Source organism: Myxococcus sp. NMCA1 (genome assembly GCF_026810205.1).
In the GTDB taxonomy this organism is placed as follows: Bacteria; Myxococcota; Myxococcia; order Myxococcales; family Myxococcaceae; genus Myxococcus; species Myxococcus xanthus_A.
This window is the reverse complement of sequence record NZ_CP113950.1, coordinates 8,346,697-8,367,183: the sequence shown is the minus strand read 5'-3', so window position 1 is coordinate 8,367,183 and position 20,487 is coordinate 8,346,697. Positions and strand designations below refer to the sequence as shown.

The 20,487-nt window shown below is 69.3% G+C and carries 20 protein-coding genes and 1 pseudogene; 11 read left to right on the top strand and 10 right to left on the bottom strand.

All coding sequences use genetic code 11. The features are described from left to right. Window positions 1–139 precede the first annotated feature (139 nt). Together OZ403_RS34570 and OZ403_RS34565 are read left to right on the top strand one after the other, a co-directional pair. Window positions 140–1,105: an SPFH domain-containing protein gene (locus OZ403_RS34570; RefSeq protein WP_268782755.1), complete on the top strand. Its 966-nt coding sequence runs from the start codon at window positions 140–142 to the stop codon at window positions 1,103–1,105. Between the two features lie 16 nt (window positions 1,106–1,121). Further along, entirely contained in the window at window positions 1,122–2,042 is a 921-nt protein-coding gene (locus OZ403_RS34565) for an NAD+ kinase (protein ID WP_268782754.1), read from the top strand. A gap of 54 nt (window positions 2,043–2,096) precedes the next feature. Here OZ403_RS34565 and OZ403_RS34560 read toward each other — a convergent pair whose 3' ends face one another. Further along, window positions 2,097–2,759, bottom strand: coding sequence for a protease (locus OZ403_RS34560; protein WP_268782753.1), 663 nt, complete (start codon window positions 2,757–2,759; stop codon window positions 2,097–2,099). 373 nt (window positions 2,760–3,132) lie between these two features. Here OZ403_RS34560 and OZ403_RS34555 point away from each other — a divergent pair, with 373 nt between their 5' ends. Further along, window positions 3,133–4,092, top strand: coding sequence for a TPR end-of-group domain-containing protein (locus OZ403_RS34555; RefSeq protein WP_237081580.1), 960 nt, complete (start codon window positions 3,133–3,135; stop codon window positions 4,090–4,092). 50 nt (window positions 4,093–4,142) lie between these two features. Here OZ403_RS34555 and OZ403_RS34550 read toward each other — a convergent pair whose 3' ends face one another. Next, window positions 4,143–4,646, bottom strand: coding sequence for a peroxiredoxin (locus OZ403_RS34550; RefSeq protein ID WP_268782752.1), 504 nt, complete (start codon window positions 4,644–4,646; stop codon window positions 4,143–4,145). A 429-nt stretch (window positions 4,647–5,075) separates the two neighbouring features. Here OZ403_RS34550 and OZ403_RS34545 point away from each other — a divergent pair, with 429 nt between their 5' ends. From OZ403_RS34545 to OZ403_RS34515, 7 genes are all read left to right on the top strand, one after another. Next, window positions 5,076–5,495, top strand: a complete 420-nt coding sequence (locus tag OZ403_RS34545; protein ID WP_140795462.1) for a PTS sugar transporter subunit IIA — start codon at window positions 5,076–5,078, stop codon at window positions 5,493–5,495. 33 nt (window positions 5,496–5,528) lie between these two features. Next, a complete protein-coding gene (locus OZ403_RS34540; RefSeq protein WP_011556464.1) occupies window positions 5,529–6,014 on the top strand; it encodes a PTS sugar transporter subunit IIB in 486 nt (161 codons plus the stop codon). Between the two features lie 4 nt (window positions 6,015–6,018). Further along, window positions 6,019–6,735, top strand: coding sequence for a PTS sugar transporter subunit IIC (locus OZ403_RS34535; RefSeq protein WP_140795461.1), 717 nt, complete (start codon window positions 6,019–6,021; stop codon window positions 6,733–6,735). Continuing rightward, entirely contained in the window at window positions 6,732–7,502 is a 771-nt protein-coding gene (locus OZ403_RS34530; protein ID WP_140795460.1) for a PTS system mannose/fructose/sorbose family transporter subunit IID, read from the top strand. Before OZ403_RS34535 ends, OZ403_RS34530 begins: the two co-directional genes overlap by 4 nt. 17 nt (window positions 7,503–7,519) lie before the next feature. Then, window positions 7,520–7,798 (top strand): HPr family phosphocarrier protein, encoded by a 279-nt coding sequence (locus OZ403_RS34525; RefSeq protein WP_002633201.1) that lies wholly within the window; start codon window positions 7,520–7,522, stop codon window positions 7,796–7,798. 46 nt (window positions 7,799–7,844) lie between these two features. After that, window positions 7,845–9,698, top strand: a complete 1,854-nt coding sequence (ptsP, locus tag OZ403_RS34520; protein ID WP_140795459.1) for a phosphoenolpyruvate--protein phosphotransferase — start codon at window positions 7,845–7,847, stop codon at window positions 9,696–9,698. Window positions 9,699–9,831: 133 nt separating this feature from the next. After that, window positions 9,832–10,281 carry a hypothetical protein gene (locus OZ403_RS34515; RefSeq protein ID WP_237077712.1) on the top strand — a complete coding sequence of 150 codons (450 nt, stop codon included), beginning with the start codon at window positions 9,832–9,834 and terminating at the stop codon, window positions 10,279–10,281. Window positions 10,282–10,300: 19 nt separating this feature from the next. Here OZ403_RS34515 and rpsN read toward each other — a convergent pair. The 8 genes and pseudogenes from rpsN to OZ403_RS34470 form a co-directional block, all read right to left on the bottom strand. After that, a pseudogene (rpsN, locus tag OZ403_RS39540) lies at window positions 10,301–10,536 on the bottom strand (30S ribosomal protein S14); the annotation flags it as partial. A 77-nt stretch (window positions 10,537–10,613) separates the two neighbouring features. Next, window positions 10,614–11,861 carry a zinc metallochaperone GTPase ZigA gene (zigA, locus tag OZ403_RS34500; RefSeq protein WP_140795457.1) on the bottom strand — a complete coding sequence of 416 codons (1,248 nt, stop codon included), beginning with the start codon at window positions 11,859–11,861 and terminating at the stop codon, window positions 10,614–10,616. Continuing rightward, a complete protein-coding gene (gene rpmG / locus OZ403_RS34495; protein ID WP_268782751.1) occupies window positions 11,858–11,971 on the bottom strand; it encodes a 50S ribosomal protein L33 in 114 nt (37 codons plus the stop codon). The genes zigA and rpmG overlap by 4 nt, the downstream gene beginning before the upstream one ends. A 162-nt stretch (window positions 11,972–12,133) precedes the next feature. Continuing rightward, complete coding sequence (locus tag OZ403_RS34490) at window positions 12,134–12,628, bottom strand: MgtC/SapB family protein (RefSeq protein WP_140795455.1); 495 nt, start codon at window positions 12,626–12,628, stop codon at window positions 12,134–12,136. Between the two features lie 11 nt (window positions 12,629–12,639). Beyond that, window positions 12,640–13,236, bottom strand: coding sequence for an MXAN_6521/LA_1396 family lipoprotein (locus OZ403_RS34485; RefSeq protein WP_140795454.1), 597 nt, complete (start codon window positions 13,234–13,236; stop codon window positions 12,640–12,642). 69 nt (window positions 13,237–13,305) lie between these two features. Next, window positions 13,306–15,990 (bottom strand): efflux RND transporter permease subunit, encoded by a 2,685-nt coding sequence (locus OZ403_RS34480; RefSeq protein WP_140795453.1) that lies wholly within the window; start codon window positions 15,988–15,990, stop codon window positions 13,306–13,308. Window positions 15,991–16,102: 112 nt separating this feature from the next. Further along, window positions 16,103–18,241: a site-specific recombinase gene (locus OZ403_RS34475; protein WP_268782750.1), complete on the bottom strand. Its 2,139-nt coding sequence runs from the start codon at window positions 18,239–18,241 to the stop codon at window positions 16,103–16,105. A gap of 103 nt (window positions 18,242–18,344) precedes the next feature. Further along, window positions 18,345–18,920: a Tgt2/MlaC family protein gene (locus tag OZ403_RS34470; protein WP_140795451.1), complete on the bottom strand. Its 576-nt coding sequence runs from the start codon at window positions 18,918–18,920 to the stop codon at window positions 18,345–18,347. A gap of 238 nt (window positions 18,921–19,158) precedes the next feature. Between OZ403_RS34470 and metK the strand changes: the two genes are divergently transcribed. Further along, on the top strand, window positions 19,159–20,349 hold the full coding sequence (gene metK, locus OZ403_RS34465) for a methionine adenosyltransferase (RefSeq protein WP_140795450.1): 1,191 nt from the start codon (window positions 19,159–19,161) through the stop codon (window positions 20,347–20,349). Window positions 20,350–20,487: the final 138 nt, after the last annotated feature.

Genomic DNA, 20,487 nt, shown 5'->3' with positions numbered 1-20,487 from the left:
GTGTCGCAACGCGGATGAACCGCGTTTCGGCACCGGACATCCGTGGGCCCGCACCTCGCGCTTCCGCACATTGACTTGAAATCGTGTCCATTTGACACTAACTAGGTGTTCTAAAGACACGAAGCGGGACGGAGGGCCCATGGTCATCGGCTACATGAAGGCGGCACCGACGACGTACGTGATGCAGTTCGAGGCGGGAAAGGTGGTCCGGGAGGGGGCGGGGCTCTCGTTCTTCTACTGGAAGCCGTCGGCGACGTTGGTGTCGGTGCCGCTGTCCAGCGCGGACGTGCCCTTCGTGTTCAACGAGGTGACGCGGGACTTCCAGGCGGTGACGCTGCAAGGGCAGCTCACGTGGCGGGTGACGGACCCGCGCCGGCTTGCATCGTTGCTGGACTACTCATTGGGCCCCACGGGGCGCTACCACTCGGACGACCCGGAGAAGCTCGAGGAGCGGCTGGTGCAGGTGGCGCAGGTGCGGGCGCGCTCGGTGGTGCAGGGGCTGACGCTGCGCGAGGTGCTGGTGCGCTCGGACGCCATTGAGCAGCAGGTGCTCGCGGCCCTGGCCGTGGCGGAGCCGGTGAAGGCGCTGGGCGTTGAGGTCATGGCCTTCTCGCTGCTGTCGGTGAAGCCGGCGCCGGAGATGGCGCGGGCGCTGGAGGCCGAGGCGCGCGAGGCGCTGCAACGCAACGCGGATGAGGCCATCTACGCGCGCCGCAACGCCGCGGTGGAGCAGGAGCGGCGCATCAAGGAGAGCGAGCTGGCCACGGAGCTGGCGGTGGAGGCGCGGCAGCGGCAGATTCGCGAGGCGAAGATGGCCGCGGACATCGCGGTGGAGGAGCAGCGCGCCGCGCTGATGACGCGCTGGAGCGACAACGAGCGGCAGGCCGCGGATGCCCGCGCGTACGCGCTGGAGAAGACGCTGGCGCCCGTGCGTGGGGTGGACTGGAAGACGCTGATGGCCACGTCCGCGGGTGGTGGGGACCCGGCGCTCAACATCGCCCTGGCCTTCCGGGAGATGGCGGAGAACGCGCAGCGCATCGGCGAGCTGAACGTGTCGCCGGACCTCCTGCGCTCGCTGGTGGGCGCGACGGGCCGCGAGCGCTGAGGCCGGGGAGGGGACCATGTACGAGAAAATCGTGCTCGTCACCCGCCGCACGCGCATGGCGGGCCTGGTGGAGCGCTTCAACACCAAGAAGCAGGCGAAGTTCTACGTGGAGCACGCGGGGCAGGACTTCGATGAGTTCACCCGCGAGGACGAAACCTATCGGTGCAACGTGGACTCGCTGCGGGAGTCGCTGTCCTTCGGGCTGCCGGTGCAGCAGGTGGACCGGAGCCTGGTGCCCACCTTCCTCTTCACCGGCAAGGAGGTGATGGTCGTCGCGGGGCAGGACGGGCTGGTGGCGAACGTGGCGAAGTACGTGGGGGAGCAGCCGCTGGTGGGCGTGAATCCGGACCCGGAGCGCTTCGACGGCGTGCTGTTGCCCCATTCGGTTTCGGGGGCGCGCGGGGCGGTGCGGCGCGTGTTGGAGGGCAAGGCGGCCTTCAAGCGCGTGACGTTGGCGGAGGCGCGTTTGGATGACGGGCAGCGGCTGCTGGCCTTCAATGACTTGTTCATCGGGGCGCGCTCCCACGTGTCCGCGCGCTACCGGCTGCGCACCGGGGACCAGGAGGAGTCCCAGTCCTCCAGCGGCGTGGTGGTGTCCACGGGCGCGGGCGCCACCGGGTGGCTGTCGTCCATCTTCAACCTGGCGCGAGGCGTGACGGCCCATGCGGGTGGGGTGCCGTGCGCGCCCGTGCGCCTGGGCTGGGAGGACCCGCAGCTGATTTTCGTGGTGCGCGAGCCCTTCGCCAGCCGTCACTCGGGCGCCAGCCTGGTGATGGGCGACGTGACGGAGGAGCGCGAGCTGGTGCTGGAGTCGCGGATGGCGTCGGAGGGCGTCATCTTCAGCGACGGCGTGGAGGAGGACTTCCTCCGCTTCGGCGCGGGTGCCACCGCTCGCATCCGCCCCGCGCGGCAGCGTGCCATGTTGGTGGCGGGCTGACGGCGCGCCACCCCGCGCGGAAGAGCGGTCCGCGCGAGGCTCGCGTCCTTGCCGTCAGGGCGTGACGGTGACCTCCACCACGGGGCATGGCACTTCCGCAGGGCGGAACCCGCCATTCGGAGCGGGCACCGGTTCGCCTTCCCGGGCGACGTCCATCAGCGGGCCTCGGAACGCGATGCGGTACGTTCCCGGCGCCTGCAAGTCATAGAAGCGAGCGATGTCCACCTTGCCTTCCACCGACGTACCGGGGGAGAGGGTGACGTAGCTGCCGGCCGTGGGCGGCCCGCGCTTCGCCATGGGCCCCTGGTATTCGAGCGCGCCACCGTCACGGGACACGTCGAAGATTTTGTTACGTACGCCCTCCAGCGGCGTGTGCCAGCCGAGCACGCGCAGGGATTGCGCCGTGGGATTGCTGAGCTCGAACACCAGCTCCACGGGTTCGCCCGCGCGCACCTGCGCCGGGCCGCTCAGCGTGCACGTCAAGGTCGTTGCCATGGCCGGGGTCTCCTGCGTCAGCTGCGCCGCTTCAGCGGATGGAGTCGCGTCCTGCCGCGCCGCGCACGCACTGCCCAGCATTCCCAGGGACAGCACCGCGACGCCCCACCGCCTACCGGAAGAGTTGAACATGGGCCCACGATAACGCGCCTGGAACGCGCGCAGCCCGGTGTTCTGCGTGACGAAGCCGTGGCCGTCCACCGCGGCGCAATCCCTGCGCACGGAAGCGGTGTGCCGCCACGTCACGATGGGTGGGCATAGGTGACGAGCAGCATCACCACGCCCACGACCTTCAGAGCCATCAACGGGCCCAGGTTGAACACCACTTCGTCGAACCAGTTCTCATCGGGGAACATCATGACGGCGCTCCTTCCGCCTCGCGTGCATCGCGAGACAGAAAGGCATTGAGCAAGGCCTGGGCCAACGCGCGTCCTGTGTCCATCCCTCTGGGGACGCCGGCGCTTTCGCCCAAGTGAAATGGCGCGGTGACGCACGCGGTCAGCCCCGTCCGTCCGCGCATGGGATTCGCGCGTGCGGTGCTGGCACCCGTGCAAGGCGTACCGGAGCGCGGTGCGGGTCCTTTAGGATGCTGGCCATGCGAACGCTCATCTCCTCCCTTGTCTGCTTGCTGATGTCAGCGTGTGCCCATGCGCCGGCCTCCGCTCCCGAATCCGCGCCGCCCGCCGAGGCCCCCGTGGCCACGCAGCCGGTTGAAGCCTCCGCGACCTCCACGGACGCCGCCGGACTGCCCCACATGGAGCCGCCCGCCGCGCCGATGCCCGGCTGGATGCAGGTGCGCAAGGCGGACGCGTTGTCGCGAGAAGAGAAGTTCGCGGAAGCGCTGGCCTTCTATGAAGAGGCCCTGGAGGCGGGGAATCGGGACCCGAACGCCGCGTACTCCGCGGCGTGTTCGGCGGCCCGGCTCGGCCGGAAGGACGTCGCGCTGCGCAGGTTGGCCCAGTCCGTGGAACTGGGCTTCCGCGACGTGGGGTGGTTGTTGCAGGACGCGGACCTGGAGCCGCTGCGCGAGGAGCCGGTGTACCTCGCGCAGGTGGAGCGCATCACCACTCTCCCGGACCCCCATCCCACCTCGAGTTCAGAGCTGAAGACGCTCTTCGTGGAGGACCAGAGTGACCGCCAGGGGCCGCTCGATGGGGCGGACGCGTGGAAGCGGGTCGCCGAGCGGGATGCGCAGCGGCGCGAGCGCGTGAAGGCCCTGCTGGCCGAAGGCGCGTTGAAGGAAGGCGCGGACTTCATGTCCGCGGGGTTCATCTTCCAGCACGGCAACACGCCGGAGGACTACGCCATGGCCCGGCAGATGGGGGCGGAGGCCGCGAAGCGGGGCCACCCGCGCGGCCTGTGGCTGGCCGCGGCGGCCTGGGACCGCTGGCTGATGAACGCCAACCTTCCGCAGCGCTTCGGCACCCAGTACCGCTTCAACCCGGAATCGAAGGAGATGACGCTCCACCCGGTGGACCCCAACGTCACGGACGAGGAGCGCGCGCGCTGGGGCTTCCCGCCGCTCGCGGAGATTCCAACCGTCCTGCGGCGCTAGCCGCAGCGGGGCGCTGGGGCCCGGAGCCACCGCGCGTGCCCCTCCGCCCGCTACTTCGCGGCGGAGGCCGGCGCGCCACCTTCCTGCGCCAGCGCGCGCACCAGTTCGAGCGCGCGCCGCACGTGCTCGCCGACGCGAACCTGCGACTCGAAGCTGTCGCGGACGATGCCTGAGCGGTCCACCACGAAGGTGACGCGCCCGGGCAGCAGGCCCAGGAACGACGTGGACACGCCGAAGGCCTCGCGCGCCTCGCCGTGCGCGTCGCTGAGCAGCTTGAAGGGCAGCCGGTGCTTCGCCGCGAAGCCCTCATGCGAGCCCACCGAGTCACCGCTGATGCCCACCACCTCCGCGCCCGCGGCGACGAAGTCCTCGTACTGGTCCCTCAGTCCACAGGCCTGCGCCGTGCAGCCGGGCGAGTCGTCCTTCGGATAGAAGTAGACGACCAATACCTTCTGACCCACCAGGTCTCGCAGCCGCACCGACTGCCCGCCCGCGCCGGTGAGGGTGATGTCCGGTACCGCATCGCCTTGCTTCAGCAGCTTCGTCTTGGCCATGACGTCCTCGCGTCGCCCCGGAGTCAGGCCGGTGCGTTCAACGCCGGGCACATCCCATCCGGCCCGCCGCATCCCCACAAGTAATCCGCCGTGCCGAAAACGGGCGTCAAAGACGACCTCTGGACGCCTGCTTGCCCCCCGAGCGGTTGATACGGCGCCTAATGATTGGCGTCCTTCTCGACGCACCCTGGAAGTCGCCAGCGCATCTCATAGAGTGTGGGGGAAGCGGTGTCGCTCCCCCGTCCGGCAGGCGACAGCCCTGTGCGCGGCCGGACCCGAAATTTCGGGCACCACCGCTGTGCTCGTCTTAGCTTTCGAGGCAGGAAGAGGCAGCTTAGGTCAGAGGTCAGGGCGGAAACTTTCGCCGGAGTTGCGCGCCGCACCGTTCAGGCGTAGGACGCAGCTTCGGGGGGTTGGTCAGGAGCGGACATGGTCGGCCTCGTCGTCGCAGCGCACGGACGTCTGGCGGAGGAGCTGGTCTCCACCGCGGAGCAGATCGTGGGAGAGCTTCCCGCGGTGGCAACCTGCAACATCGAGCCTGGGACTCCTGTCGAGGATATCCGGGCGAAGATGAAGCAGGCGATTGCCCGCGTGGATGAGGGTGCGGGTGTCATCATCCTGGCCGACCTCTTCGGAGGTACGCCCTGTAAGGAGTCGCTGATGATGTGTCAGCGAATGAATGTGGAGGTCCTTGCTGGCGTCAACCTGCCCATGCTGCTGAAGGCGAACTCGCTCCGTTCGGAAGAGTTGTCGCTCCCGGAGATGGCCAACCAGCTGGCTTCCCATGGCCAGCGCAACATCACCTGCGCATCCGCCCTGCTTCGCGAGGCACAGCAGCCGCGAACTTGACGGACCCGCGCGGGTCGGCGATTCGAGACTGCCGTGATCACCCTGGTCCGCGTCGACAACCGCCTCATCCATGGTCAGGTCGTCGAGGCCTGGCTCCCGTTCCTCAAAGTCTCCCGGGTGGTCGTGGCGGATGACGAGGCGGCTTCCAGTCCTCTCATCCGAGCCGCCATGGCCCTGGCCGTCCAGAGCGCCATCGAGGTGCAGATTCTGCCCCTGTCCCAGGTGGACTTCGCCGCCCTGTCCAAGGATGGTGTGCGCACCCTGGTGTTGCTGAGGGATGTCGCCTCGGTGCCCTTCGCGCATGCGCACGGGCTGGCCATGGATGAGCTGAATCTGGGCAACGTGCACTTCGGCACTGGCCGCCGGCAGGTCTCCCCGTCCGTCTTCCTGGCGGAGGCCGAGCTGACGACGCTCCAGCAGCTGGCTGACCAGGGCGTCCGGGTGGCGGCCCGCGCGGTGCCCGCCGAGAAGCCCGTGGACCTGCCGGACCTCCGCGAGCGGTGGGCGAAGGCCGGGTGAGCGCGTGAGCGTCGTCTGGACCCAGGTGGCGCTTGCGGGACTGTGGGGCGGACTGGTGGCACTGGAGCGCAAGGCGTTCCTCCAGGCCATGATGTCCCGGCCCCTGGTCGCCGCCACCGTCATGGGCGCACTGCTCGATGACGTGGCGTCGGGTCTGGCCATCGGCATGCTGCTGGAGCTGTTCTTCCTGGGCACCGCCAACCTGGGCGCCGCGCTGCCGGAGAACGACACCCTGGCGGCCACTGGCACCAGCGCCGCCGCGGCCACGTTGTCCGCGGCCACGGGCGCGGGCTCCACGCCGGCCATCTGGTCGCTCGCCGTGCTGCTCTTCATCGGCCTGGGACGCGTGGGCCGCAAGGGTGACCGGCTGCTGGAGGGCTACACCGCGCGGCTGGCCCGGGTGGCGCTGGCCTCCGCGGAGGCCGGGAACATCACCCGCGCCATGCGGCAGAACCTGTGGGGCATGTGGCCCCACTTCGCCGTGTACGGCACGCTCACCGCGCTCTGCGCGCTGCTGGGCTTCTTCATCGAGCCGCTGCTCCAGGCGCTGCCCCCCGTGGTGGTGCGCGGGCTGGCGTGGGCCTGGCCGGCCATGGCGTCCGTGGCGGCGGCCATCGCGGCGCAGGGCAGCCACGCGCGGCGCGCGCCGCTCTACGCGGGGCTGGGCGCGGCGGTGGTGACGGCGTCCGTCGTATGCGTCCTCCTCCTGGAGGACCGATGAGCACCACGCCTCAGGCCACGTTGCCCTTCGGCGTGCTGCTGCGCGTCTTCCTGCGCTCGCTCTTCCTCCAGGCGTCGTGGAACCCCAAGGGCATGCAGAACCTGGGGCTGGCCTACGCCGTCTATCCCGCGCTGGCGGCGCTGTACCCCCAGGGGCCCGCGCGCGAGGAGGCGGTGCGCCGGCATCTCGTCTTCTTCAACACGCACCCCTACGTCGCTGCGGCGATTGTCGGCGGCGTCATCAACCACGAAGAGCGCATTGCCCGGGGCGAGGAGACGCCGGACAAGGTGGTGGCCTTCAAGGCCGCGCTCATGGGGCCCCTGGCCGCGCTGGGGGACGGCTTCTTCTGGCTGTCCCTCAAGCCCGCGACGGGGGCGGTGAGCGCCGCGCTGGTGCCGCTGCTGGGCGTGTGGGCGGTGCCGCTGTTCCTGGTGCTCTACAACCTGGTGCACCTGCTGCTGCGGGTGCGCTTGTATTGGCTGGGCCTGACGCTGGGCGACAGGCTGGTGGAAGCAGTGGCTCGCGCCAACCTCCCCGCGCGGGGGGCCCGGTTGCGGGCGGTGGCGGCGGCGAGCGCGGGCGGCGTGGCCGCCTGGCTCGCGGTGTCATTCGGGGCCAACGCGGGTGGGCTGTATGCGCCCCTGCTGGCGGCCGGATGTCTGGCCCTGGGGGTGGCGTCCTACGTGCTGGTCAGCCGTCGGGTGCCGAACTACGTGGTGCTCTATGTCGCGGCGGGCCTGGCCTGCGTGGCGGGAGCATTCCTCTAAGGAGAGTGGGAGTCGCGATGGCAAGCGTGGTCGAAGGGACATACGAGATCATCAACGCGCTGGGGCTGCACGCCCGGGCCGCGGCGCAGATGGTCAAGGTGGCCAACCGGTTCAAGAGCGAGGTCACCATCGAAGCCCAGGGACAGCGGGCCAATGCCAAATCCATCATGGGCGTGCTGATGCTCGCCGCCGCCCAGGGCACCCAGGTGAAGCTCACCTGCAAGGGCGACGACGCGGATGCCTGTCTCCAGGAGCTGGCGAAGCTCATTGGTGACCGTTTCGGCGAGGCGCAGTGAGGGGTTGGTCGGAAAACGCGGTAGACGGACAGGAACGGAAGGAACCGTGAGCAGCCAGGCCACCCCCACTCTGAGGTTGTTGGGCATCGGTGCCTCTCCCGGCGTGGCGGTGGGGCACGCCTTCATCCTGGACCGCAAACGCATCCGCACGCCCAAGCTGCGGCTGGCGGAGGCGGAGGTCGAGCCCGAGCGGATGCGGATGAAGACAGCCATTGACCTGTCCGACCGCCAGCTCGCCGAGCTGAAGGAGCAGATTACGCGCACCGAGGGCAGCGACCACGCCCTCATCCTCGAGGCGCACCGGTTGATGCTCCACGACCCCATGCTCGTGGACGAGGTGAACCGGCTCATCATCGAGGACCGCATCAACGCCGAGTGGGCCGTCCGGCGCGTGGCGCGCAAAATCAAGCACCTGTTCGACAACATCCCCGACGAGTACTTCCGCGAGCGCCGCTCGGACGTGGACTACGTCGCCGACCGAATCATCCGCAACCTGATGGGGCAGGTGGTGGATGAGGAAGTGGAAGTCCCCGCGGAGGCCATCGTCGTCGCACATGACTTGTCCCCCGCGGACGCGGCGCTGATGGCGCGCAGCGGCCGGGTGGGGGGCTTCGTGACGGACCTGGGCGGCCAGACGAGCCACACCGCCATCGTCGCCCGCGCGCGGGAGACGCCCGCGGTGGTGGGCGCCGGCCGGGCCAGCGAACAGATTTCGCCGGGTGACCTGGTGGCCATGGATGGCATCCGGGGCGTGGTGCTGGTGAACCCCTCGGACGAGCAGCTCGCCGTCTTCCGCGAGGAGCAGCGCCGCTACCAGGAGAGCGAGCGGCTGGCCCTGGCGACCAAGGACCTGCCCGCCGTCAGCACCGACGGCTTCCAGATTCGCCTCAACGGCAACATCGAGTTCCTGGAGGAAATCCCCTCGCTGCTGGCGCACGGCGCGGAAGGCATTGGCCTGTATCGCACCGAGTTCATGTTCCTGGACCGGAAGACGGCGCCCACCGAGGAGGAGCACTACCGCGCCTACCGCCAGGTGCTGGAGGCCATGGGCGGGCGCCCCGTGACCATCCGCACGTTGGACCTGGGCGGCGACAAGGTGCCGGGCAAGACGAAGCACGAGAAGGAACCCAACCCGGCCATGGGCCTGCGGGCCATCCGCTACTGTCTGTCCAACCGGGAGCTGTTCCGCACCCAGCTGCGCGCCCTGCTGCGCGCCAGCGTGCACGGCAACCTGCGGCTGATGTTCCCCCTCATCTGCGGGGTGAGCGAGCTGCGCGAGGCCCGGAGCGAGCTGGAGGCCTGCCGCACGGAGCTGGGCCGCGCGGGTGTCCCCGTGGGCAAGCGCTTCCCCGTGGGCATCATGGTGGAGACGCCCAGCGCGGCCACCATCGCCGACCGGCTGGCCCAGGAGGCGGACTTCTTCTCGGTGGGGACCAACGACCTCATCCAGTATTCGCTGGCCATCGACCGCCAGAATCGCGAGGTCGCCTACCTCTACCGGCCCCTGCACCTGTCCGTGCTCCGGCAGCTGCGCGGCATCATCGACGCGGGCCGGGCGGCCAACATCCCCGTGTCCATGTGTGGGGAAATGGCGGGAGATCCGCTCTACACCCTGGTGCTGCTGGCGTTGGGCTTCGACGAGCTGTCCATGACGTCGGGGCAGATTCCGGTGGTGAAGCGCTTCCTTCGCCGGGTGAGCCGCGCGGCCGCCATGGAGCTGTTGCAGAACGCCATGGAGCTGACCACGGCGGAGGAAATCGAGCGCTATGTGCGCACGGAGATGGACCGCCGCTTCAGTGAGACGATGGAGCCGGGCGCGCCGGGGGTAGGGAACGTGGAGCCCACGGACCACGAGCCCTCCGAGCATGGGACTCCGCCCTCGGGACGGAACACGGCCTGACCCCCCGCCCGTGAGGGCGGGGCGGACGGCGGTGGCTTGCCAACATGGCTACCGGACCCGAAGGGGATTCCGGACGCGAGCCGTCGTGTGCAACTTGCTGGGACGAGCACAGGGGCTCGCCCCAGGAGCAAGCATGTTCAATCCCGCCAACATCCAGATGGGCATGACCGCGAGAGACCGGGACGGTGAGAAGGTGGGCACCATCATCGCCGCGGACGCGGCGGGCTTCTTCATTGGGAGAGGGCGTCTCTTCACGCGCGACTGCCGGATGGCCTTTTCGGATGTGGCGGACATCGACGGGGAGGATGTCTATCTGCGTGAGGAGTTGTCGCACCTCCCGGACCTCAAGCCGGAGGCCCTGGCGCCCGCGCGGCGGACCTCCACCACGGCGGGCCTGCCGCTCCAGCACGATTTGACGGGCGGACTGGGCTGGGCGCACGACGACACCGACGAGGAGTCCCCGGTGCCGGCATCGGCCCGAGAGTCCTCCGGCATGGCGCGGCAGTGGGCCAGCGAGGAAGGCGATGCGGCGCCTCGTCGCGAGGCGCCTCCCTCGGATGCGCGGCGGTACACGCGCCACTGAGCGGCCGCCGAGGCGTTGCTCACCAGCTCGACTTGATGACGCCGGGAATCACTCCCCGGAGCGCCTTCTCACGGAACGCGATGCGCGACAGGCGCGAAGCGCCTCAGGTTGCCCCGAGGCCTTCCCGTCAGCGCGCAGCGGTTCGTCACGCGGTTGGGGTTCGAGTCGCGGGGCAGTGACGCCACAGCGTCCTGCGCCGCGCCTTTCTTCATGGGACAGGGTGCGGTCGCGGATGCGCGCCTTCAGCGCCTCGCGGTAGATGTCCGCGAGCTCCTCGGGCGTCCACACGAAGGCATGAGTGGGCGGCGCGAGGGGGCGGAGGGCGGGCTGCATCAGGCATGCTCCTCGTCCTCGGCGGGCGCGTCCGTCCGCTGCACCTGCCATTCGGGGAACGGGTCTTCCAGGCGCGCCCAGCCCTGGGGGCCGCGCGCCAGTTCCGCCGGCGTGAGCAGACAGGCCTCGAGCAGCCGGGCCATCTCCTCATGGTCCGCGTCCTGCGTGATGAAGACGATTTCCTGCCGCCGGTCTCCGTGTGGGCCCACGCACTCGCGCTCGATGTCGGCGCGCGCCTGGGCATCCTCTGGCCACTCGGCGCGGGGTATCGCGTCCCACCACACGCCGCCGGGCTCGAAGCTGCAGGCGCCGCCCGCCTGGGCCCAGACGCCGGCGATGTCCATCCGCGTGGCGAGCCAGAAGAAGCCCTTGGAGCGCAGCACGCCCCGCCAGCTCTCGTGGATGAAGTCCCACAGCCGCGCGGGGTGGAAGGGCACGCGGCCGCGGAAGACGAAGCTGCGGATGCCGTAGGTCTCCGTCTCCGGCGTGTGTTCGCCCCGCAGCTCCTTGAGCCAGCCCGGTGCGCGCCGCGCGCGTTCGAAGTCGAAGCGGCCGGTGTTGAGCACGGCGGAGGGGGGCACGCGGCCCCGCTCGGAGGTGACGAGGTGCGCGTCCGGGTTGAGCTTGCGCAGGATGTCCTTCAGCCGGGCCAGCTCCTCCGCCGGGACGAGGTCCGTCTTGTTGAGGACGAGCACGTCCGCGAACTCCACCTGCTCCACCAGCAGGTCCACCACGGTGCGCTCGTCCTCGTCCGCCGCGGCCAGTCCGCGCGCGGCGAGGTCATCCGCGGCGTTCCAGTCCCGCGGGAAGTTGAGGGCGTCCACCACGGTGACGAGCGTGTCCAGCCGCGCCACGTCCGACAGGCCCTGGCCCTGCTCGTCCGTGAAGGTGAACGTCTCAGCGACGGGCAGCGGCTCGGAGATGCCGGTGGATTCGATGAGCAGGTAGTCGAAGCGGCCCTCCCGGGCGAGCCGGGAGACCTCCAACAGCAGGTCCTCGCGCAGCGTGCAGCAGATGCAGCCGTTGGACAGCTCCACCAGCTTCTCGTCCACCCGGCTCAGCGCGCCGCCGCCCGTCTTCACCAGCCGGCCGTCGATGTTCACCTCGCTCATGTCGTTGACGATGACCGCCACCCGCAGGCCCTCCCGGTTCTGGAGGACGTGGTTGAGCAGCGTCGTCTTGCCCGCTCCCAGGAAGCCGGAGAGCACCGTCACCGGCAGCCGGGCCGCGGCCGCGGGGGCCGTCATGGCTTGCCCTCCACGAACAGCACATGCTTGCGCACGCGCGGGTCGTACTTCTTCAGCTGGCGCTTCGCCGACGACACGAGCTGGATGATGGTGCGGTTTCCCTTGGGCATGGTGGGCTCCGGCCGCGCGGACATGACAGGGCATGCCGCGGCGATGCGCCGCCGCGGAGTCACGTCGGGACGGTGTTTGTGGTTTCCTGGGTTCTGTTGTAACTTGATTGCGAATGTGGCGCAAGCAACAGCGCGGGCCGGACGTCCGGGGCGCGGGCGTCGCTAGGCCTCGGCGTCTTCGTCCACGTCCGGGGTGCGCGTCGCGCGGTGCCGCTTGCGGTAGCGCCTGATGGCGCGCTCCAGGGGACGCAGGCCCGCCAGGCACAGCAGGGCAATGGCCATGGTGGTGACGGCGGCGAAGTAGAAGCCCAGGCCGGCGGCCAGGCCCACGGACGCGGTGAGCCAGAGGTTGGCCGCCGTCGTCAGGCCCTTCACCTGTCCGTTGTGGCGCAGGATGACGCCCGCGCCCAGGAAGCCGATGCCCACCACCACCTGGCTGGCGATGCGGCTGATGTCGCCCCGGGTACCCTCGGGGGTGTCAGGGCCCAACGCCACTTCGATGAAGACGCTGGCCAGCGTGAAGCAGCACGCGCCCAGGGAGACGAGGATGTGGGTGCGCAGCCCGGCCGCCTGGCCGCGCACCTCACGTTCCAGGCCCAGCACGCCCCCGAGCAGGGCGGCCAGGGCCAGTCTCAGCGCGACGGTCTGCTCATCCACGAGCAGGGAGCCTACTCACCCAGCTCGATTTTCTCGTCCTTGTCCGCTTCGCTCAGTTCGGGATTGGGCAAGGTGTCCAGCGTGGCCGTCAGCAGCTTGCTGGACGGCACCACGTAGGGCGCCACTTCTTCACCCAGCTCCTGGACGTACTGGCCCACGCGCTGCTCGTAGTCCTCGTCCTTGGAGTTCCAGCTCCCGGCGGCTTCGGCGGACCAGACCTCTTCGCCGTCGCGGCAGCGCACCAGCTTCGCGTGCACCGCGGCCTCCGCGCCGCTGCCCCGGAGCTGAATCTGGGGGGACAGCCAGAGCACGCCCTCCAGCCCCTCCACGCACAGGGCCTTGAACGTTGCGTCCGTGGGCACGTCTGGCAGCGCCGCGCTCTCCTTCACCAGGAAGTCGCGGTTCTGGTTCACCCACTGGCGGGCGATGAGGCTCCACAGCTCGCCCACGGCGACCTTGCCATCGGGCAGCGGCTGCGTCACCACCACCAGGCGCTTCACCTGGTGCTTGTCCACCGTGTCGTAGTCACTGCGCAGCCGCTGATTCTTCACCGCGGAGCATCCGGACAGCAGGCCCAGCCCGAGCACGGGCAACAGTCGCTTCATCATGATGTCCCTCTCCCGGCCCCCTTCCGCGGGAAGGGGGCCTCCTTCAGGTACACGCCCGAGCCAGACGGCTCAGGCCGCCTTCGGCTCGGAGTCCTTGCCACCGCCAGTCGAGCCGCCCTCACCGGAGGACGCGCCCGACTCGCGCTGACGCCGGTCGTACATGAGCTGCATCACCGCGGCCAGCACCGTGAAGGACACCACCAGGGTGGTGATGAGACCAATGCACGCTACCAGACCCATGGAGCGCAGGCCGTTGTGGGCCGCGGCCAGCAGCGCCGCGAAGGCCACCACCGCCGTGAGCGTGGAGGACGCGACGGCCGCGCCCACGCTGCGCAAGGCCACCAGGGGTGAGGTGCCTTCCAGGAAGCGGTGGAGCAGGTAGAGGCCGTGACTCACCCCGAAGCCCAGGAGGATGGGCAGGATGATGATGTTCATGAAGTTCAGGCGCAGCCCCGTCAGCGCCATGATGCCCAGCATCATCGCCACGCCCACGCCGAGCGGAATCACGGACGCCAGCGCCAGCTTCACGTTGCGGAAGTCCAGGAAGTGCATGGCCAGGATCCAAAGCGCGGTGAGCACCACGGTGACCTTGCCGTCCCAGAGGACGATGCGCGCCAGCCGCGCGTAGAGCTGCGTGGCACCCGCGGCGCGGAACTCCTTCTCCACCGTGGGGGTCTTGGGGTCCCACGCGTCCTGGTCGAACTTGCCCGGCGTGTACGCGGCCTTGATGACCTTCGTCTCATCGGAGAACTTCAGCATCTTCTGGCCGTCCATCAGGTCCACGCTCGCGTAGATGAACGTGAGGTAGCCGTGGTTCTCCGGCTTGGCGGAAGGCAGGTTGCGGAACTGGGCGGTGTAGTTGGGCGGGACGCCGTGGACGTCGAAGGGCTTGGCGTCCAGCACCTTCTGGAAGAAGCCCGCGTTGGCCTGCATCTCCGGAGGCAGCGCGGCGACGGAGAAGCCCTCGTCCTCCAACTGCTTCATCTCCGCCTTCCACTCCTCCAGCACCTTGGCGTTTGCCGCGGCCGTCTCCGCCGGGGGCACGAAGGTGAAGATGCTCACCACCTGGTCGATGGAGGGGTACTTGTGCGCGTTCTGCGTCAGCTCCCGGTACACACCTTCGGCCTCGTCCAGGTCCTTGGTGTAGATGGCCATCGGGTCGCTGGAGATGTTGAAGCGCTCGTTGATTTCGTCCTGGAGCAGCACGGACGACATGCCGTCGGGGATGAGCGCGCGGGTGTTGTAGTTGAAGCTCACGCCGTACTTGAGGCGCTCGAAGAAGCCCAGCTCCACGCCCTTGGGCGGCTCCTCCGAACCGGCCCAGGGCACCGCGGCGGCGCAGATGAGCGCGACGATGGCCGTGCTGATGCCCAGCACCAGCTTCGGCTTGGGGATGCGCAGCTCCTTGCCGGTGGTGGCGGAGTTGGTGGGCGGCGGCTTCATCACGCCGATGAGCTTCTGGGGCAGCTCCGGGTTGATGCGGCCGGCCAGCGCCAGGATGGAGGCGCTCCAGCAGAACAGCGTCAGGCCCAGGATGAGCGTGCCCGCGCCGGCCAGGAAGCCGAACTGGCTGAAGCCGCGGAACTCGCTGACCATCAGCACGAAGAAGGAGCCGGCCGTCACCACCGCGGCCACCGCGGCCGGACGGCCCGCGTTCATCACCGCGTCCCGGATGGCCACGTCGTACGGCTTGCCCGCGCCCAGCTCCAGCCGCGTGCGGAAGACGAAGTGGATGCCGTAGTCGATGCCGAAGCCGAGCAGGATGCCGCCCAGGATGGACGTAATCATGTTCAGCTCACCCACCGTCGCGTAGGTGAAGCCGAGCGTATAGATCGTGCCCACCACCGTGCCAATCACCACGAGGAAGGTGGGCGCCAGCTTACGGAAGAAGATGATGGTGATGATGAAGATGGAGCCCAGGGCGATGAGCGTCACCGGCTCCAGCGACTCCTCGATGGCGTAGGAGTCATCCACCGTCGTCTTGTAGGAGCCGGTGAAGCCGTAGGCGATGGTCTTGTCATCGCCCATCAGCTTGTAGTCCTCCACCAGCTTCACGCTGCCGGGCTGGGTGGAGTACGCCTCGAGCTGACCCTTGAGCCGCTCGAGGTAGTCCTTCGTCTTGCCGATCTCCGTGTTGTCCCACAGCGGCTTGACGAGCATCATCAACATCTTCTTGTCGTTGGAGATGTTGTAGTCGTCGCGGATGCTCTTCTTGCCAATGGAGGAGTACTTGTCGACCAGGTCCTGCATGTCGAGCTCGACAGGCTTGGAGCCGCCTAGGTCGATGAAGAACGGGTTGCTGCGCTTCAGCTTGTCGCGCAGGAACGCCATGATGCGGCGCTTGCCCTCGACCAGGTCCTCCGTCTTCACGAAGAGGACCATGTTCTGCTGGATGAACTCGACGGGCAGCTTGTAGGAGACGTTGCGGACGTTCTCCTTGTCGTCCTGCATGATTTTCGCGAGGTCGTCGGCGGTGCGCTTGAGCGCGGCCTCGTCTGACGAGCGCAGGGCGACCATGAGGAAGCCGCTGCCTCCCACCATGTCGATGACCTGCTTGACGTCCTTCACCTCTTCCAGGTCCTGGGAGATGAGGTCGAGCTGGTTGGAGTTGATGTGGAGCTTCGACGTCCCCCACAGCGACACGGCCAGCAGGGCCAGCATCACCAGGAGGACGGCCCCAGGCCTGCGGACGAGCAGTCCGGCGAAGGCGTGGGCGAAACGGGAGTGGGAGTTCGGATTTCTATCGCCGCTCATACGGCGGCGACCCTACCGGCAAACGCCCTGGCCCGAAAGGCAAAGCCCGGCCGGCAGGCCGCTGCCCTGCCACGGACGCCCGCGTCATGGCGGGGCGCCCCAGGGCCCACTTTCAGGGGGCGGGCGGCGCGGAGACCCGCAGCACGTCGTTTTCCGGTTCCTTGGGAGGCAAAAGGAACGAGCGCGGGTGCTTCACCAGGTGCGCGAGCACGGCGCGCAGGAAGGGCAGGGCTTCGCGGGTCGGGACGTCACGGGCGCGAACGGCCACCCCCAGCGCCAGCGAGAAGGACACCCAGAAGTTGATGAGGCCGGTGAGGGCCATGCCCGCCAGCGCCGCCATGAACTCCGGCTGGAGCACCGCCCCGGGCCCCAACGCCGTGCCCGCCAGGGAGAGCGAGCCGAGCACGAAGGTGACGTGGCGCACGTCCAGCGTCAGGCCGAAGAAGCGGCCCACCACCGGCGCCAGGGCCAGCATGAAGCCCAGCGTCACGTTGGCCCCCAGGCCAGAGGCCGCGTGCTGAAAGCCCGCCGCCAGCCGGCGGGCGCGCGCCTCGCCCAGGAGCCGCCGCGGCAGGCGGTGGTGGGCCAGCGCCTCGGGGAGCCTGCGGTACACCACGAAGTTCTCCAACCACCCACCCGCCACGCTGCTCATCCACAGCAGGACGCCCGTCATGGCGGCGAAGAGCAGCGTGCCGCTCTTCCACGGGTGCAGCGAGGCCACCATGGCCTGGGCCTTGGCCTGGCTCATGAAGGCGTGGCCGGTGATGAACTGGTACCCCAGCGCGAACACGATGGCCACCGGGGCCACCACGCCCAGGTTGCCCGCGAAGGCCGCCAGTTGGGAGCGGGTTATGCGGGGGATGAGCTCCACCAGATTGGCCAGCCGCTCGCCCCGGGCGCCTTCCCCCACCGCGCCCGCCAGCGTGGCCGCCGTCACGGACGGCTGCTTGGTGGCCAGGGTGAAGCCCAGGGCCTGGATGAGGAGGAAGGACAGGGCGTAGTTGAGGCCCACGGCCATGAAGGAGAAGAAGGGCGCCAGCACCAGGCCCGACAGGAACACCTTGATGGCCACCGCCGCCGCCGTCACCAGGCCGCCGCCCGCCGCGGAGTGCACCATGGCGTGGAAGCCCTCGCGGGTGCTGGTGATGTAGTGCTCGCCGGAGTGGCCCGCGCGCTCGATGATCTTGCGCGCCAGCATCCGCATGTTGCGCTTCACCAGCTCCACCACGGAGCGGTCCGCGTGCGCGCGCCGCAGCAGGTCCGACACCAGCGTCATGGCCTCGCGCCAGCGCGCTTCGCCCCGAGGGGCCCCCAGCACGCGGGCAATGGCCTCCATGCGCTCCAGGCCCCGGCGGATGCGCTCCAGCCGGTACACCAGGTCCACGCTGACGCCCGCGTCCTCCAGGTGGCGTGACACGCTGCCCACCACCTGGCGGCAGTCGGCCACGCATTGCGACAAGTCCCGCAGCGTGTCCGCCGCCGCGTCGCGCGCCAGGACCGCGTCACAGACCAGCCGCATCCGCAGGAAGGGCGATGCGCGGAAGGACGTCTCCGGGCTGCGGTCGCGCACGTCCTCGGCCATGCCCAGGGCCGCCACCTGCACCGCCAGCAGCAGCAGCGCGTCCATCAAATCCGCGCGCACGCGGGCGCCGGGCATGGGCTCTGGCGACGCGGGTTCACCGACCAGCGCCGCGAGCTGCGCGAGCCGCGCGGGGGACAGCCGTGCCAGCCAGTCCGCGTCGTCCGGGTCCGGGCACAGGCGCAGCAGCAGCTCCGACAGCTTGCCGGGCTCCGGAGGGGCGGGCAGCAGCGAACGGGCGAGCCGGTCCGACGCCTCCGCGAAGAAGCCCTGTCCGGCGGGCAGACCCACCTGGGCGAAGAGCTTGAGGCCCCGGCTGCCCTCGAACACGGCGGCCACCAGCCGCGTGAGGGTGGCGCGCATGGCGGGCTCGCCTTCGAGCACGCGCACCATCAGGGCCAGCCGGCTGTCGGCGGCGGAGACCTCGGGTTCGGAGGCGTCCACCAGCGCGTGGGCGGGGATGCGCTCGCGCAGCCACTGCATCCAGCGCTCCACCCACTGGAGCCGGTCCTCCAGGCCGCCCTCGGGCACGTCGCACAGCAGCCGGTACAAATCCCGCACGGCGGAGTGGCCCGGCGCCCGGGGTGCGTACTGCATGCAGAACGCGTCCACCTCGCGGGCGGAGGGCTGCTGCCTGGGGGCGGGGGACTGCACGGGGGCGGGGTCGGTCATCGGCCAGGCATGGGGGAGGGGCGACTCTACGCGATGCGCAGACCCCACGAAAACAGTGGGGCGGCCGGGGAGCCTGGTGGCCCGGCCGCCGGGCGGGGGCGGGCTACTTCTTCTTCACCTTCGCCAGCTCCGTGCGCATGCGCTCCAGCAGGAGGTCCCAGCCGCCCTTCTCCATCAGCGGCTTCACCTGCGTGTCCCGGATGTCCTGGAGCATGGACGAGCCCAGCACCGTCACGTCCACGACCTTCCATGCGGCGGCCTCCTTCACCAGCCGGTACTTGAGCTTCATCTCCTGCGTCTTCAGCGGGTGCTTGATGAAGACGGTGGAGGCCACCGTGGCCTCGGCGCCCTGCACCTGCGAGGGCTCGTAGGTGATGGTGTCCAGGTTCTTGAAGTTCTCCCGCACGCGGGGGAAGGCGATGTTCGCGAAGAGGTCCTGGAACAGCGCGACGAACTCCTTGCGCTGCGCCTCGGTGCCCTTGTCCCAGTTATCGCCGAGCAGGAACTTGCCCTGCTCCGCGCTGCCGAAGTGCTTGAGGGCCAGGGCGTCGCGCTCGTAGCGCACGGACTGCACCACGGTCTTCACCGGCTTGGCGACGGGGTCTTCCTTCGCGGCGAGCGCGGGGAGGGCGAAGGCGAAGGTGGCCAGGAAGGCGAGGGTACGGAAGCGGGCGTTCATGTCGGGCTGTTCCTCCAGAGCGGATGCGCGGACGTCTGTTAGCCCAAGGGAACGTCCGGCGCCTCGCGAAATTCATGCTGGGGCGGGAGGCGGCCATCCGGCCGTAGCAGCCTGGTCGCTGTGCCCTGGCGGATTCCGAAAAGTTGAATGATGCAGCCCTCTTGCGCGTTTGACTCCTCTAGGACGCCACGTTTAGTGTCCGGCCTTCGCGCACTGTCAGCGCAGCCTCTGAGACGACATGCCTACCGACTTCCTGTTCACGTCTGAATCCGTCACTGAAGGCCACCCGGACAAGATCGCCGACCAGATCTCCGACGGTGTGCTGGATGCCATCATCGCCAAGGACCCTCAGGCGCGCGTCGCCGTGGAGACGCTCGTCAAGACGGGCCTCGCCATCGTCGCGGGTGAGGTGACGACGAACTGTTACGTGGACATCCCGAAGCTCGTCCGCAGCACCATCTGCCGCATCGGGTACACCGACAGCTCCATGGGCTACGACGGCAACACCTGCGGCGTCATGGTGGCCATCGAAGGCCAGAGCCAGGACATCGCCCGGGGTGTCGACAACAAGAAGGACCAGGGCGCCGGCGACCAGGGCATGATGTTCGGCTTCGCCTGCGACGAGACGCCGGAGCTGATGCCGGCCCCCATCCACTACGCGCACGCCATCACCCGCCGCCTGGCGGATGTGCGTCGCAAGCAGCACCCGTGGATCCGCCCGGACGGCAAGAGCCAGGTGACGGTGGAGTACCGCGACGGCCGGCCCGTCCGCATCGACGCGGTGGTGGTGTCCACGCAGCACTCCGAAGAGGTCTCCAACAAGAAGATCCAGGAGGCCATCCGCGAGGACGTCATCGCGAAGGCGCTGCCCAAGAAGCTCATCGACAACAAGACGAAGTTCTTCATCAACCCCACCGGCCGCTTCGTGGTGGGTGGCCCCATGGGTGACTCCGGCCTGACGGGCCGGAAGATCATCGTGGACACCTACGGCGGCATGGGCCGTCACGGTGGCGGCGCGTTCAGCGGCAAGGACCCGTCCAAGGTGGACCGCTCGGCCGCGTACATGGGCCGTCACATCGCCAAGACGGTGGTGGCCGCGGGCCTGGCCCGGCGCTGCGAGGTGCAGGTGTCCTACGCCATCGGCGTGGCCGAGCCCGTCAGCGTCATGGTGGAGACCTTCGGCACCGCCACGGTTCCGGAAGAGCGCATCGCCCTGGCCGTCCGCAAGACGTTCGGCCTGCGTCCGCGCGAAATCACCGAGTACCTGAACCTGCTGCGGCCCATCTACCAGAAGACCGCCGCCTACGGTCACTTCGGCCGTACGGAGAAGGAGTTCACCTGGGAGCGCGTCGAGGAGAAGAAGGACGCGCTGCGGGATGCCGCCAAGAGCGCCACGCCGTCGGGTGGCCGCCGCTTGAAGGCCGTCTGAGACAGGGCGCTTCGATTCGGGCCTCACGCTGCCCCACCGGCGCGTGAGGGCCCGCAAGCATACGGGCCGCTTCCCAGGGAGGGAGGCGGCCCGTTGTGTTTCAGCTGCGGAGGCGGCTCGCCTTCTCGCGAGAGCCCG

Coding starts and splice junctions, on each gene's coding strand:
- OZ403_RS34470 (WP_140795451.1), bottom strand. CDS start 18,920: ATGAACGCCCGCTTCCGTACCCTCGCCTTCCTGGCCACCTTCGCCTTC.
- OZ403_RS34515 (WP_237077712.1), top strand. CDS start 9,832: ATGTTCAATCCCGCCAACATCCAGATGGGCATGACCGCGAGAGACCGG.
- OZ403_RS34550 (WP_268782752.1), bottom strand. CDS start 4,646: ATGGCCAAGACGAAGCTGCTGAAGCAAGGCGATGCGGTACCGGACATC.
- OZ403_RS34565 (WP_268782754.1), top strand. CDS start 1,122: ATGTACGAGAAAATCGTGCTCGTCACCCGCCGCACGCGCATGGCGGGC.
- metK (WP_140795450.1), top strand. CDS start 19,159: ATGCCTACCGACTTCCTGTTCACGTCTGAATCCGTCACTGAAGGCCAC.
- OZ403_RS34555 (WP_237081580.1), top strand. CDS start 3,133: ATGCGAACGCTCATCTCCTCCCTTGTCTGCTTGCTGATGTCAGCGTGT.
- zigA (WP_140795457.1), bottom strand. CDS start 11,861: ATGACGGCCCCCGCGGCCGCGGCCCGGCTGCCGGTGACGGTGCTCTCC.
- OZ403_RS34570 (WP_268782755.1), top strand. CDS start 140: ATGGTCATCGGCTACATGAAGGCGGCACCGACGACGTACGTGATGCAG.
- OZ403_RS34545 (WP_140795462.1), top strand. CDS start 5,076: ATGGTCGGCCTCGTCGTCGCAGCGCACGGACGTCTGGCGGAGGAGCTG.
- OZ403_RS34530 (WP_140795460.1), top strand. CDS start 6,732: ATGAGCACCACGCCTCAGGCCACGTTGCCCTTCGGCGTGCTGCTGCGC.
- rpmG (WP_268782751.1), bottom strand. CDS start 11,971: ATGCCCAAGGGAAACCGCACCATCATCCAGCTCGTGTCGTCGGCGAAG.
- OZ403_RS34485 (WP_140795454.1), bottom strand. CDS start 13,236: ATGATGAAGCGACTGTTGCCCGTGCTCGGGCTGGGCCTGCTGTCCGGA.
- OZ403_RS34525 (WP_002633201.1), top strand. CDS start 7,520: ATGGCAAGCGTGGTCGAAGGGACATACGAGATCATCAACGCGCTGGGG.
- OZ403_RS34480 (WP_140795453.1), bottom strand. CDS start 15,990: ATGAGCGGCGATAGAAATCCGAACTCCCACTCCCGTTTCGCCCACGCC.
- OZ403_RS34475 (WP_268782750.1), bottom strand. CDS start 18,241: ATGACCGACCCCGCCCCCGTGCAGTCCCCCGCCCCCAGGCAGCAGCCC.